Here is a 14,940-nt window from a genome sequence, read left to right as displayed (position 1 = left end):
AAAGGAAGTTGGAATCATTCCAACTTCCTTTTTTCTTTAATTAGCTGCACTTAATTTAATTCTAAGTTTTGTTTCACCTAAAGAAAGTTCATCGTCTTCGTTCGTTAAGTGACCAAATGTAAATTGTTTAACGAGTAAGTTTTCTTCCAATAAATCTTTATGGTTCGTTAACGTTCGTTGTAGTTCTTCTTCTGTATCGAGAATAACATCGACTCGTAAATTAACTGGTAAATTCAACTGTTTACGATATTCTTGAACCGCACGAATGAATTCACGCGCTACTCCTTCTTGTAACAATTCTTCCGTTACATTCGTATCTAACATAACCGTATATTGTCCGTTAGTCGTGTTAGAGAATCCTGATTTTGCAACTTTCTCAACTAACACATCTTCAGCAGTTACAACTACTTCTTCTCCTGGTGTTGCTTCGTAAACTGCTCTTTCTGTTGATACAAAGTTTTGTACTTCTTCTTGTGATAATTGTTTTAGCCAACCATTCACTGCATTCACATTTTTACCGAATTTCGGCCCTGCTGTTTTAAAATTGAGCTTTAATTGATATGATGTGTATTTTGTTTCATCGAGTTCAACATGGAACGCTTTTACATTTAACTCATCCATAACGATATCATGATAAGATTCCCAATCCATATCATTCTCGTTATGCTCAAGTAATACAAGTTCTGCTAGCGGCTGTTTTACTTTTAAAGAATGCTGATTACGGTTACTTCTTCCAAGTTCAACAACTTGTAAAACAGCATCCATTTCCGCTTCTAATTTCGGCTGAAGTAGTGATTCATTTACAACTGGATAATCAGCTAAATGAACGCTACTTCCTTCTAAATTAAGATGAATGTCTTCCGCGACAAACGGTGTGAATGGTGCAATTAATTTACTAATTGTTACAAGTACTTCATGAAGTGTCTCATACGCAGCAGCTTTTTCAGCGTTCATACCAGATTCCCAGAAACGATTACGTGAGCGTCTTACATACCAGTTACTCACTTCATCTACAAGTGCTGCAATTTCACGAGCTGCATTCGTAAATTGATAATCATCAAGTGCTGTTCTCACTTTTTTCGTTGTACTATGCAATCTTGATAATACCCATTCGTCTAATTTCGTACGCTTTACATCATACGTTTCTTTCGGGTTATACTCATCTAAATTTGCATATAAAACGTAGAAGCTATACACATTGACTAATGTATCTACAAATTTAGATTTCGCTTCCAGTACGGTTCTTTCAGAAAAACGCTTCGCATTCCACGGAGCACTATCAACAAGTAAAGCCCATCTTAGCGCATCTGCACCAAACTTATCTACTAAATCAACTGGATCTAGTGCATTCCCTTTACTTTTAGACATTTTCTGCCCTTCTTCATCTAAAACATGCCCTAGTGATAACACTCGTTTATACGGTACTTTTCCTGTATACAGTGCTGAGACTGCTAATAAACTATAAAACCAGCCGCGTGTTTGATCAATTCCCTCTGCAATAACATCAGCTGGAAACTGCTCTTCAAATAACTCTTTATTTTCAAATGGGTAATGATATTGTGCAAATGGCATGGAACCACTATCAAACCAAACATCAATTACTTCTGGTGTACGATTCATTGTGCCTCCGCATTTTTCGCAGCAGACTTGAACTTCATCTACATAAGGCTTATGCAATTCTAAATCTTCCGGTGTTTCTTTCGTACTATGCTTTCTTAATTTGGCAATGCTTTTCGGCGCAAACTGATGATCACAACTTTCACATTCCCATACGTTTAATGGCGTTCCCCAATATCTATTTCGGCTAATATTCCAGTCCACCATATTTTCTAAAAACTTACCAAAGCGTCCATGTTTCATATGATCCGGATACCAAGTAACTGAATCATTATTTTGTAAAAATGTATCTTTAATTGCAGTTGTTCGGATTAACCAACTTTCTCCTGCATAATAAAGAAGTGGTGAATCACAACGCCAGCAATGTGGATAGCTATGTTCATATTTTTCTTTATGATATAGTAAACCTTCTTTCGCTAAATAACGAACAATGTCAACGTCACAATCTTTTACAAATTTACCTTTCAAAAATGGTACCGCTTCTGTATACTCACCTTTTTCATCTACAACGTGCAAGAATGACAATCCTTCACTTTGAACAACTCTATAATCGTCCTCTCCATATGCTGGAGCAATATGAACAAGTCCTGTACCACTATCTGCCGTTACAAACTCTGCTGCGATAACGCGGTAACCATTTGTAACTTCTTTCATCGGAAATGGCGCTGTATAAGATGTGTTTAATAATTCTTCGCCTTTATGAACAGATAATACTTCATAGTTTTCTTTTAATACTTCTTGTACACGTTCTTTCGCAACAATGTATACATGACCTTCTTGTTTTGCTTTAACATATTCCATATTTGGATGTACAGCAAGCGCTACGTTTGCTGGAAGTGTCCAAGGCGTTGTTGTCCAGCCTAAGAAATACTCATTTTCACTATCTTTCACTTTAAACTTCACAGTTGCACTTAAATCTTTTACTGTTTTATACCCTTGTGCAACCTCATGTGAGCTCAATGAGGTTTGGCAGCTTGGACAGTATGGTGAAACTCTATGTCCTTTATATAACAATCCTTTTTCATGGATTGTCCCCAAAATATGCCATACACTTTCGATATATGGATTCTTTAAAGTTACATATGGATCATCCATATCTACCCAATAACCAATACTTTCAGTGAATTCACGCCACTGCTTTTCATATGTGAAAACACTCTCTTTACACTTTTGAATAAATGGTTCAATGCCATATTCTTCGATCTCATGTTTACCAGAAATACCAAGTTGCTTCTCAACACCTAGTTCTACAGGTAAACCATGTGTATCCCATCCTGCTTTTCTTACTACTTTATAACCAGCCATCGTTTTATATCTTGCTACTAAATCTTTAATTGCCCGACCAAGTGCATGGCCGACGTGTGGTAAACCGTTCGCCGTTGGTGGTCCTTCATAAAACACAAACGATTGCGCGCCTTCTCGATTCTGAATTGATTGTTCAAAAATGCTTTGTTCGTTCCACTGCTTACGAATACGTGTTTCTCTCCCTACAGCTGACTCTTTTACATCTACTTTCTTCATCTACAATCACTCCTTTGAATGTTTTAAAAGCACACAAAAAACCCGTCCCTATGAAGTAGGGACGGGTTTACCCGCGTTACCACCCTAATTCTATTAGCTTTTTCACTAATAGCGCTTAGCAACGTACTATCATACGTGTTCTTTGTAACGATAGACATCCGTCCGGGCTTACTCACTTTCAGCCTCGGCTCCTCGGAGATGATTTTCAAATAACGTCTGCCCACCGGCTTTCAGCAATATACCGGCTCTCTGGAGAACAGTTCACTATTTTACTCTTTCTCGTCTTCAGATTTGTATACTTTGTTAAAAGTTATTTTATGCCATTTGACAACTAATTGTCAACTAATTCAAAATATATCCTTATCTTTTCCCCTATTCTTATACAATTACTTTTCAAATTCTCGCAATGCTGCTAAATTTTCATCATCCTCAATAAGTTCAGCAAAGAATCCCGATTCATCCTCACGAAGGACAATTTCAAGCTCTTTCTTCGCCTCTTCATTTCTATTTAACTGTGCTAAATAACAAGCACGATCATATCTTGCTAACAAATCACTTGCATCCATTGTTAATACTTCATTTGTTATTTTTTCTGCCTTTAGTGTTTGGCCGGCACCATGATATGAAGACGCTAAAGAAAGGAGAATTGCTGTTTCATTTGGATGATTTATAGAAGCATTTTCTAATAGATGAATTGCCTCTTCAAACCTTTCTTGACTTTGATACATTTCTCCTAAAGCAAGAAATGCTCTACTTACGAACGGTGTTTGCTCCATTAATTGTAAGATCATCTTTTCTGCTTTTCTTTCTTCCCCTGCTTTAAAGAATACTTGTGCTTGCAGAAGAAGTGTATCATAATCATCTGGTAGTTCTCGAACCATTTGCTTCGTTAATTCCAAAGCATCTCTTAACATATCTTCTTCCTCGCACTCAACGAAAAGATTTACAAGTTGCTTCGCTACTTCATAATCCCATCTATTTTCTAGTGACGTGTGCAAAATCTCTATTGCTTCTTTATTCATCTCTACATTCTCATAAAATAGCGCAAATCGCTGTGCTGCCATACTATTTTTCGGATTTAACTTTAAAGAGATTTCATATAAATCAATTATCATAGTAACCATTGAAATTTCTTTCGCACGATTTTTCATACGATAAAAAGCTCTCGTAATGATAGATCGTTTTGGCTGTTCATGCAGCTGCCGTTCAATCCATATTTCCGTAACCGCAGCTGCAGCATACATGAATGCTGTACTTCTTTCTGCTTTTTTCACCTTTAACGTATGAAGAAAATCTCGTATGTTAGACAATTTTTTATGTTGCTCTACTGCTTTTACATAAACATCAAATATACGTTCATTATCAAAATCTTTTTGTATTACTTTCATTGCAACTTCAATTGCTTTTACATTTCTTTTTTTCACTAATACTTTTGCATAATGATATAGAACTTCTATATGCTCACCATCTAATTGTAGCGCGTATTCAATCTGTTCTTGTTCTTTATCTATTTCATTCATCGCTCCGTACACATATGCAATCGCATCTAAACGCCATATTTCAGGTACTTCGTCCGCTAATTGTTCTAGTTCCGTCAGCAATTCTTCCTGAAGATTCATATCTACTGAAAGCTGTGCCAAATATTCCATATTAATATGCAATGGCTCTTCCTTCATCGCCTGAACCATATGACTTTGTTCTTTAGAACGGTTTTCTTCTTTTTCGTATATTTCCGCAAGCTGTAAATGTACACCTACGAAATTCCCATCAAGCTCTAAACATGTTTCATACGCTTGTTTTGCTTCCGTCAATTGCCCTAATGCCATAAGTGTTTCACCAATTCGGTAATACGGTAATGCCGTGTCCTTTTGTTCTATCGCCTTATTATATCTTTTCATCGCTTGGCCATACTGTCCAATAGATTCATATAAAATACCTGCATAACAACCGTACTCACTTACTTCATTTCTTTCTTTGTGTAACGTTCTTAAAAACGCTATACCTCGTTGTACAAATTCCGTTCCTTTAATTCGATTCACATATTCATCTAACGCACTTGCTACATTATAATCACTTTTCTTTATACCATTTTCTAACTTAGATAGCGCTACTTTAAATCCTTCTTCATTTCCACCAAGTTCAATTTCAGCATCCCATAAAACCATTCCTGCATTCATGAGGAAATCTTGGCTCTTTTCAATTTGCTTCTCAAGACCAAGAATATATTCTTTTGCTTCCTTGTATTGTTCTCTTGCCATATACACTTGTGTAAGTCCGAAGTGAGAATAAACATCCTCATCATTTTCTTCTAAAGCACGCTTATACAATACTTCTGCTTCTTCCAAGCTATCATTTTGAAAATTATAGTCACCTAATTTTACGTAAAGAGGTGCTTTATCATCACAATTCTCAATACCGTTTAATAAAATTTCTTTCGTACTTTCCTCATCCTTCAAATCAGATTCGTATATTTCCGAAAGTTTCGTATAAATGTAAGGTGCATTACTATCCAAAAGAATCGCTACTTTAAGCCCTTTTATTGCTAAATATAATTTTCCTAGTTGATGTGCACATCTCGCTCGTTCATACCATACATGTGCTTCATATTTATACTCTTTTAACAAGTCATTAAAGATTTCATATGCTTCTTCATATCTTTCTAAATCTATTAATATTAAACCGTGATTCGTTAAAGTGAACCTTTCAGGACTGCGCTCTAACGCAACTTGAGAGTATTGCAATGCTTTTTCAGATTGATCAATATACATATAGGATAAAGCGAGAAAACTCCAAGCAATAGGCTGATCTGCGTCTAATTGTAACGATGAACGAAAGCTTGAAATCGCTTCTATATAACTTTCCTGCTCAAAAGCATATCTTCCATTTATCAAATGATATAATGCACGATTATTTTTCTTCTCAACGCTTGTCAGCATTTGCTCCGCTTTCTCTACTTCCTGAAGACGAATAAAACACTGTGCACCATGCAATTTAACAAAGTCCGAGTTCGGAAACTTTTCCATTAACTTATCGATACAATATAAAATAAATTCTTTATCTACTTCAACATCTAAGTGCTTTATCGTATATAGCCACGTATTTGGATTATCGCTCGTTTCTTTTAAAAATTGTACTAAGTTACTAATTCCCTCTTTGTCATGTTCATCTAAATGATCCGTAAGAGAAAAAATAGATTTAAAATAACGATTTTCTTCCTCACTTAGAAACGCTAGTTGCGCCTTCTTTTCTTTCGGAACAAACGTGATTGCTAAACAGCCTGTATAACGATATTTTTCTTGTAATTTACTATATTCTACAAGAACTGGTTCTATAAAGTTTGGATCTTGAACATAGAAAGCTTGCAATGTATCATCATATCCAGATAGAACTTGTACGTGTGAGGCATGCTCAATATCTATACTTAATAAAACAGGAATTCCTTCATCAATCAGTCTCTTATAATTCTCTTCATTCCCTTTAAAATAACGATATTCATAACCTAATTCTTCTAAATAAGAAACAGTATCTGAAAACTTCGATCCTGTCATATCAAAAATAAACTCTGCTATTTCATCTTGTGTACGTGTCTCTCCCCATATACGCAACATCATCTCTAAACTTGTCGGAACACAATAATTATCCTTTTGTACAATAGGAACTATCGGCAAGTGAACCTTTTTTCCATCCGGATTTTTTTCTAAATTATGATATAAAGATTCTTTTAAACTCTTTTCTTCTTTTAATAGCTTTTGTAAATCTGCAAATTTATTCATTTTGTACAGCGCTTCTGCACGTAAATGTACAAAGTAAGTGTTATAAGCATGATATGGCAGCTGAGTATTTATGTTATCTATTACCGCTAACATCTCTTCATATTGCTCTAAATCTAATAAATACTTTATCTTCTCAAAATGAAAATATGGTACTTGTGGGAACTTTACAATCGCATCATTAATTAACTGTATCGCACGTTTTTGTTCTCCTTTATTTGCATACAATTGTGATAATAAATAGGTAGATAACTCTTCACAATCTTCATGCTGCATGCCAGCAATAAATTGTTCTTCCGCTTTCTCCCATTCGCCTGTATGCATATAAACGTAGCCCCATTTATCAAACACTACGCGCGTACTGTACTCCTCTACTTTTTGCATATACATTAGCGCTTCTTCATTTCTTTTCATTTCTAAAAGACATCGTACTAATGTAAAATATGTTTTCGCTAAAAAATCTGCATCTATTTCTTCTTTACTTAACTCTTCTAAAGAAGATTTTAACAACTGCTCTGCTTCAAGAATTTTCCGCTCATCAATTAACTCATCACAATATAAAGAGAGCGTTCTCATATTTGGGAATTTTTTATAAGCGTAACGAATGAGGAATGAACTGTATTGGTGCATAAGCCCTTCATCAGTAAGGCGAATTAATATATCGAACTCCTTATGCGAAGTAATATTGGCAAGCCAATTCTTCACATAGGATAAAGTATTCGTTTCTTTTATATATGCAATTTCATTATTTATTTCCTGTAATCCATCTACAAATCTCTTGTCTTTTAAACAAGTTTCTAACTGCTTAAAATCTAGCATGCATTCACCTCGAATTTATATTTATACTGCTACTTGCTTAGATTTTACACACCATATAGTATGTATTCAACTAAAATCTCTTATAATGGATGGTATTAATTAATATTATTCAAATTTATAACAAAATATAGTAAAAATGATTGTTTTTCTCTGTATTTTGTTTGATTATATGGAATAACGTAACATGCGGTTTTTTATCTTGTAGAAGCTGAAATCAGTACATAAAATTATATCGGCGATAATTCAAATATATCAGCGATTCTTTCATTTTATCGGCGATTTTCAAATTATATAGACCGATTCTTAACATTTATCAGCGATTATATGTCGAATATCGACTTATCGACATTAAATGACAATCCTTATATATCATACCTTTTAACATACTATGTCACCAAATGTAATTTTCATATTCGGAGCGTACACTAAAGAAGAATGTACATGAAATATTTTAAAAAATCGTAGTTCAGCTTCATATTGAGCTAGCGCATTATCATATGTTAATCCTCTGCCTATTAAACGTTCTATAAATTGCTGCTTATCACCTGGATTGCCTGCAATCCCCTCTTCTTTTAATGATTGATACAAATCGTTTTTATCATTGTGATGCATATTTGAATCTAAAAAGTTCACTTTATCGCTTACTCTACATTCAATATTTTTCACACCTAATTCACTTAAATATATCGGTATTTTCATGCCTATATTGCCATCTTTACCATTTCTTTGTTTATCACTTTCAAATAAATTCTGCAAAATGCCTAGCTGGATAATTTCCGATTGGTTCTCTCCATCCAAAGTGTATGAAGACATATTTGATATCCAATGTGGTTCAACACAGATTATTTTCCCGCCACTTTTAACTGAATGAATCATTTTTTGTAGCATCGTTTTTGGTGAACTCATATGTAATAAGAAGGCATGACAAATTGCTATATCATATGTATCGTTCAATTCAATTTCTATAGCATCTCCCTCCAGAAATTCTGACTCGTACGGAAGTAAACGAAACAACTCTCTCGCTTCAGCTAATAATGTTTCTCCACTATCAATGCCTGTATACTTTGATCCTTCTGGAAGTAAAGGCATTAATAATAAGCCTAAATAACCATATCCACAACCATAATCAACAACATGGACTGGCTCAGAAATCTTCCAAACTGAATTCACTAGAAAACTTACATAATCGCTATTGTAATATAAATCTCTCGTATTTTTTAAATACGCTAGTTTACTGTTCCAATCGTATGTTTCCAACCTCTAACGCCTCCTTTTATATACACCCCTTACAATTCTCCATTTAACAAAAACATTCCTACATTTTTAATAATTCCCCCAGAAATTGGTTTTAATAAGGTGAGATTACTGCTTACATGACTCCTATACCAAATAAAAAGGCATACATATCTGTAATGATACATACACCTTCTATGCTACATCTCCTCAGGAGCCTCCACCCCAAGTAAACGTAATCCTTCTTTTAATACAACCGTCACAGCATAAACCAATGCGAGTCTGCTGTCTTTTTCTTCACTCTCTTCTAATATACGAACATTACCGTAATATTTATTGAACGATTGTGCTACATCTAATATATATTTCGAAATAATCGATGGCTCATTTTTATTGAAAGCTGCTTCAATTACTTGAGGGAATTTATTAAGTAATTTTACGACACTCCAGCTATGATCGTCTTTTAAAGCAAATGTACATGTTTCAAATTCTACACTTTCTTTTCTTAAAATAGAACAAGCACGTGCATGTGTGTACTGTACGTAAGGTCCTGTTTCTCCTTCAAATTTCAGCATATTTTCTAATGAGAATTCGATATTATGCATACGCTCATTTTTTAAATCGTGGAAGATGACTGCACCAACACCGACTTGCTTTGCTACTACTTCTTTTTGTTTTAAGTTTGGATTTTTCTCTTCAATATTTTGTTTTGCAAGTTCGATTGCTTCTTCGAGTACTTCTTCAAGTAAAATAACTCTTCCTTTACGTGTCGACATTTTCTTACCATCTTTTAAAATGAAGCCAAACGGTACGTGTTCCATACCATCAACCCAAGTATAGCCAAGTTTTTTTAATACGGTGAAAAATTGATTGAAATGTAAGCTTTGTTCTGGACCAACAACATATAGCGCTTTATCAAACCCATAAGTGTTTTGACGATATAAAGCTGCCGTTAAGTCACGCGTTGCATAAATCGTCGCACCATCTGATTTTCTAATTAAGCAAGGCGGCATTCCTTCTTCTTCTAAATTAACGACTAATGCGCCTTCTGATTCTTCCAGTAAGTCGTGCTCTTCTAAAATCCCAATAAAGTCTTCCATTTTATCATTATAGAAAGCTTCGCCTTGAAAATTAGTAAATTCCACACCGAGAAGTTCATAAATACGAGAAAATTCTTTTAATGATTCGTGACGGAACCAATTCCAAAGTTCAACTGCTTCTTCATCGCCTTCTTCTAGCTTTTTAAACCAAGCACGTCCTTCTTCTTCTAATTCATCATTCTCTTTTACTTCTACATGAAACTGAACATATAACTTAAATAGCTCACGTATTGGATCTTCTTTAACTACTGCTTCATTTCCCCATTTTTTATAAGCCGTAATTAATTTTCCAAACTGTGTTCCCCAATCTCCTATATAATTAATCCCTACAACTTCATAGCCACATTTTTCAGCGATATGTTTCAGCGAATTTCCTATCATTGTAGAACGTAAATGCCCCATCGAAAAAGGTTTCGCGATATTAGGAGAGGAATAATCAATTACTACTGTTTTTTCACAGCCAAAGTGGTTTTGACCGAACTCTTCTTTCTCCGCTAAAACTGTTTTTAATACTGCATCACTTACAGTTTCACGATTGAAAAATACATTTACATAAGGACCAACGGCTTCTACTTTCGTAAAAAACGGATCATTTAATTTCTCAGCAACTTCCTTTGCGATAAGAGCTGGTGCTTTTTTATATTGCTTCGCTAATGAAAAACATGGGAACGCTGCATCTCCAAATTCATCTTGTTTCGGTGTTTCAATTAAATCTAAAATTTGTTTTTGCGTTAATTCATTCGTGAAAATATTAGATAAACTTTCCGCAAACTGCATTTTATAATCCATGATACAACCTCCTTATTTTTTAAAACACAAAAAACTCGTCTCTAAAAAAGAGACGAGTTTGAACCCGTGGTACCACCCTTGTTGTTCGTTACGAACCACTTTCCCGTTTATAACGAGGACAGGGGGCCTCGGCTTTCTCTACTATTCGTTCAAGAAGCATCTCCGAAGTGCGCTTCATCTTTTTCTTCCGTACTAGGCTCACACCATCCCTAGCTCGCTTTCCTTCTAAAAAAGACTACTCTCTTCATCACAGACAGTATATTTAATTAATTATTGCTTATTATACATCTTTTCAAACAATTAGCAAGGGTCAATTACACCAAAGTGAAACTTAGCACTTTTTCTTTTGTATACATGAAAATTGTGTTTTTCAAATCTAGAACTACGAAAATGATCTTTTAAAACGACACGTTTTCTCGCCACTCGTTTTGCCTCCGCAATTGTTTCGTCAGTAATATCATGATACAAAGCGAAGTGTTTTAATCCTTTAATTCCGTCAGATTCTATGACAGTTTCTTCAAACATCGGATCAAGGTAAACGACATCATAACTATTGTCTTCACATTGCGCTAAAAATGAAAAATGCTCCGTTTGCGTTACTTGGATTCTTTGCATTGCTTCATCGATTTCAGAAACAGATGAAGACCATGTTTTCAAACCATTTCTCATGATATAAGCCATATATTCATTGCCTTCAAGTCCTGTTACTGTTCCACTTTCACCAACAACATAACTAGCTACAATACTATCTGATGCCATACCGAGCGTACAATCTAACACTGTCATTCCGCTCTCTAATTTAGCAGCTTGTACAAACGGATCGTGTTCTCCACGCATTAACCTTTTCACACGAAACATCGCTGAGTTCGGATGAAAGAAAAATGATTCTTCCGTACCTTTCGGATAAATAGCTAATCGGTTCTTTCCTACGACAAGTATATCTTGTTCATACTGCTCATGTAATTTATGCACTGGTATATCATTACGTAAAATGAAAGAACGATTTAATTCTTCTGCTACCTTTTTTGCATATGCTGTCATTTCTTTGTTTGTTCTTCCTGCTGTTGTTACGATCATTGTTTCACCTCTATATAAAGAAAAGAGGGAGATTTACTCTCCCCCTTCTTTAACAATTCTTTTCGAAAGCTTGCTCTAAGTTCGTAATAATTTCGTCCATAGTTGCACCTTCAATTTCATGACGGTGAATGAAGTGAACAACTTCTTTTCCTTTTAATAATGCCATAGATGGTGAAGATGGAGGAATTTCTCCGAAGTATTCACGCATTTTTGCAGTAGCATCTTTATCTTGACCTGCGAATACAGTTACAAGATGATCAGGTTGTTTTTCAGCACGAACAACCGCTTGACCTGCTGATGGACGTGCTAAACCAGCTGCACAACCACAAACAGAGTTTACAACTACTAAAGTTGTACCTGATGTATTTTCCATAAATTCTGTTACAGCTTCTTCTGTAGTTAACTCTTCAAACCCAGAACGCACTAACTCTTGGCGCATTGGGATTACCATTTGGCGCATGTATTCTTCATAAGCATTTGACATCTTGTAATCTCTCCTTCAACTTTCATTCCAAATTCATCATATCACGCTCTATTAATAGGTGCAAAAGAAAGATAACGATGATTTCATTTTTTTGTAGGGATTTCACAAACCCCACCGCGGCAATGTCCCACTGGAACAAGTTTTCTATTATTAGCGATATAATCGTATACTTTACTTCCAAAACCAAGTACGATAGATAGCTTTATAAAAGGAACTGCAAACCAATAAGATGGAACGGCCTTTGCTAATACATCTATGCTCTGAATGCCGTCATACCACTTATTATTTTTAAAAATATACAGTCTTTGTTCCATTTTACTTTGTAGTTCTTGAGAAAGCTTATATTTCTCAACTACATCTTCATTTCGAAATGAAGCAAATTTCATCTTACCCTTTTTATCTAATTTTTTCGTACGTTCTGCAACGGCCGTACACATCGGACACCAACTATCATAGAAAACAATCATACATTATTCCCCTTTACGAGACTCCGTCATTTGTTTCCATACAGAACCTTTTGCTTCTTCTCCGCCTTCAATACGCTCTAATGCTAGACGTGCTTGCATCGCTACTTCAAACTCTGAATCATCTTGCGCTGCTTTTAATGCTGGAATCGCACTTTCATCTCCAAGTTCAAATAAAAACATCGCTGCACGCCAGCGTACTAATTTACTTGGATCTTTCAGAGATTTAATCATAACGAACATCGCTGCCGGATCACCTACATCTGATAAACAATCTCCTGCAGTACGACGAACACTTACAGAGCGATCTAACAACGCTTTATATAATAACGGTAATACTTCATCACCTTTTACCATACCTAAATACGCTGTTGCTAAACGGCGTATTGAAACTTTTTCATCATCTAACGCCATCTTCAACACTGGAATATCTTCTTCAGTAGGATCCATTTGTTCTAATGCTGCAAAACGGTTTTTCCAGTCAGAATCTTTCATCATCTCTTCTGTTACTTTATATGGTTCACGCTTTTGAATCGTTACTTCAACAGCACCTGCTTGATTTAATAATTCTTTAACCGTTTCATTTACACGTTCTTCTGAATAAGCAGCAACAATCTCTTCTACTACTTCTTTCCCAATTTCTTCAAAATTACCGTAACGTGTACTTTGTTCTACCCATTTACGCTCTTTTACAACGTTTGGTGCAGACATTTGTACTTTCATAATTGATTCTTTGAAACGATCTGGTAAGCCAACGCGTTCTTCCGATGTTCCATCTGTTAACTTTACTTGCATTGGAATTGTAAAGAACATTTGAACAAACACTTTCACTTCTCCAAAATGAGACAGTTGTTGTTCTTCACTTTCTTCCACTACTTCTTCGCCAAAAACAGCACGAACTTGTTGTAATAATACTTTCCAGTCATACTTTGCATTTCGCTCGACTGCTAAAAAGTCAGCTACATGATACACACCTTTAATGCCTTCAATTTTCAAAATTTCTTGCACTTGCATTGGTGCTTGTTCTTTATTTTCATTTGTATAATTATTACGCGCTCCTGATGGTAATACTTCATTCAAAATAACTTTCATTGTATTTGGACTTGGCGTCGGTTCAATTGCTTTAATCTTCACGTAAAAAACTCTCCTTTATTGCGTGTTCTTAGCTGTATTGTAACATGTTATCACTCTATACTCCTACTCGGATGCTTAATTTTACTACTTTCTTCCCGCTACCATACTATTTCATTCTATTTACATTTCAAATTAGGAATGAGGTTTTAAAAGTTTTCGTTTCCGATGCTTTTTATTTTTTATCCATTTCTTGAGGTACCACCAGTATTAAAAAAAAACACACGCTAAGCAAAAAAATATAATAAGCTGTCCATATAGACAGCTTATTTACATATTTTTCGTTCTCGGAAGTTGATCTTGTAGCGCTCTTTCTCGTAATTCACTATGTTTTCCAAAGAAAATAGTGAAAGACAAGGCGATGAATACATTTGCAAAATGACAAAACTGTAAGAATACACGAGTATTTGTAAGAAAGTTCGATGTTTTCCTTTTTCTTTTTTTATTATAGTGAAAAAGAAGAACGAAATATTCTCTTATGTAGGAAAGGAAGATAATAATGATTGATTTATTAAATAAATGGATGTTAGAAAGTACAGGAAATTTCAATATCGTTGTAGGACTTACAGCACTTCTATTTTTGGGTTCAGTAATTACACTTATTATTATTTACAAAAAAATTGGTAAACCAGATGAAAGAACAACTCCTATTCATTTTAAAATTATTTCTTGTATGTTTACTACTCAAATTCTAATGAATTGCATATTTATTTCTTTAGTTGGTAAAGATATTGAGAATTTCCGTCAAATCTTTATATTATTTGAAGCCTTTGTATTCTTCGTTGGAGCTATTTATTCGTTTAAATTATATAGACAAGAATTTAAATAATTCACTTGCAAGAAACAATAAAAAGGGGGATTCCTTACTCTCAGAAAGGATCCCCTTTTTTATTTTCTATCACTCGATTCTTCTTTTTATACATTCCTATCCTGGC

The 14,940-nt window shown here is 34.8% G+C and carries 9 protein-coding genes and 2 other annotated features; of the genes, 1 reads left to right on the top strand and 8 read right to left on the bottom strand.

All coding sequences use genetic code 11. The annotated features are described in order from the left end of the window. Positions 1–36: 36 nt before the first annotated feature. From ileS to BUA87_RS02120, 8 genes are all read right to left on the bottom strand, one after another. Positions 37–3,138: an isoleucine--tRNA ligase gene (gene ileS, locus BUA87_RS02155; RefSeq protein WP_072938288.1), complete on the bottom strand. Its 3,102-nt coding sequence runs from the start codon at positions 3,136–3,138 to the stop codon at positions 37–39. 54 nt (positions 3,139–3,192) lie between these two features. Continuing rightward, positions 3,193–3,433, bottom strand: a binding site (T-box leader). Positions 3,434–3,524: 91 nt separating this feature from the next. Beyond that, positions 3,525–7,727 (bottom strand): bacteriocin-processing peptidase family protein, encoded by a 4,203-nt coding sequence (locus BUA87_RS02150; protein ID WP_072938285.1) that lies wholly within the window; start codon positions 7,725–7,727, stop codon positions 3,525–3,527. 378 nt (positions 7,728–8,105) lie between these two features. Then, on the bottom strand, positions 8,106–8,984 hold the full coding sequence (locus BUA87_RS02145) for a class I SAM-dependent methyltransferase (RefSeq protein WP_072938282.1): 879 nt from the start codon (positions 8,982–8,984) through the stop codon (positions 8,106–8,108). A 176-nt stretch (positions 8,985–9,160) separates the two neighbouring features. Continuing rightward, positions 9,161–10,849, bottom strand: a complete 1,689-nt coding sequence (gene argS, locus BUA87_RS02140) for an arginine--tRNA ligase (RefSeq protein WP_072938279.1) — start codon at positions 10,847–10,849, stop codon at positions 9,161–9,163. A 45-nt stretch (positions 10,850–10,894) separates the two neighbouring features. Next, positions 10,895–11,109, bottom strand: a binding site (T-box leader). A gap of 40 nt (positions 11,110–11,149) precedes the next feature. Continuing rightward, the gene (locus tag BUA87_RS02135; RefSeq protein ID WP_053564641.1) at positions 11,150–11,926 is read right to left on the bottom strand and encodes a class I SAM-dependent methyltransferase; all 777 of its coding nucleotides are present in this window, start codon (positions 11,924–11,926) and stop codon (positions 11,150–11,152) included. Between the two features lie 49 nt (positions 11,927–11,975). After that, positions 11,976–12,410, bottom strand: a complete 435-nt coding sequence (locus BUA87_RS02130; RefSeq protein ID WP_000063706.1) for a BrxA/BrxB family bacilliredoxin — start codon at positions 12,408–12,410, stop codon at positions 11,976–11,978. A gap of 83 nt (positions 12,411–12,493) precedes the next feature. Beyond that, on the bottom strand, positions 12,494–12,877 hold the full coding sequence (locus tag BUA87_RS02125) for a thiol-disulfide oxidoreductase DCC family protein (RefSeq protein WP_072938276.1): 384 nt from the start codon (positions 12,875–12,877) through the stop codon (positions 12,494–12,496). 3 nt (positions 12,878–12,880) lie between these two features. Continuing rightward, entirely contained in the window at positions 12,881–14,008 is a 1,128-nt protein-coding gene (locus tag BUA87_RS02120) for a conserved virulence factor C family protein (RefSeq protein ID WP_000692587.1), read from the bottom strand. Between the two features lie 496 nt (positions 14,009–14,504). On the opposite strand from BUA87_RS02120, the gene BUA87_RS02110 reads away from it, so the two are divergent. Then, a complete protein-coding gene (locus tag BUA87_RS02110) occupies positions 14,505–14,834 on the top strand; it encodes a 6-aminohexanoate hydrolase (protein ID WP_065483389.1) in 330 nt (109 codons plus the stop codon). Positions 14,835–14,940: the final 106 nt, after the last annotated feature.

This window comes from Bacillus sp. bc15 (assembly GCF_900142585.1).
Taxonomy (GTDB): domain Bacteria; phylum Bacillota; class Bacilli; order Bacillales; family Bacillaceae_G; genus Bacillus_A; species Bacillus_A cereus.
This window is presented reverse-complemented; position numbering and strand designations above follow the sequence as displayed.

What these genes read in the sequence shown, in the direction of transcription:
- ileS (WP_072938288.1), bottom strand. Translation starts at nt 3,138, where the DNA reads ATGAAGAAAGTAGATGTAAAAGAGTCAGCTGTAGGGAGAGAAACACGT.
- BUA87_RS02150 (WP_072938285.1), bottom strand. Translation starts at nt 7,727, where the DNA reads ATGCTAGATTTTAAGCAGTTAGAAACTTGTTTAAAAGACAAGAGATTT.
- argS (WP_072938279.1), bottom strand. Translation starts at nt 10,849, where the DNA reads ATGGATTATAAAATGCAGTTTGCGGAAAGTTTATCTAATATTTTCACG.
- BUA87_RS02135 (WP_053564641.1), bottom strand. Translation starts at nt 11,926, where the DNA reads ATGATCGTAACAACAGCAGGAAGAACAAACAAAGAAATGACAGCATAT.
- BUA87_RS02130 (WP_000063706.1), bottom strand. Translation starts at nt 12,410, where the DNA reads ATGTCAAATGCTTATGAAGAATACATGCGCCAAATGGTAATCCCAATG.
- BUA87_RS02125 (WP_072938276.1), bottom strand. Translation starts at nt 12,877, where the DNA reads ATGATTGTTTTCTATGATAGTTGGTGTCCGATGTGTACGGCCGTTGCA.
- BUA87_RS02110 (WP_065483389.1), top strand. Translation starts at nt 14,505, where the DNA reads ATGATTGATTTATTAAATAAATGGATGTTAGAAAGTACAGGAAATTTC.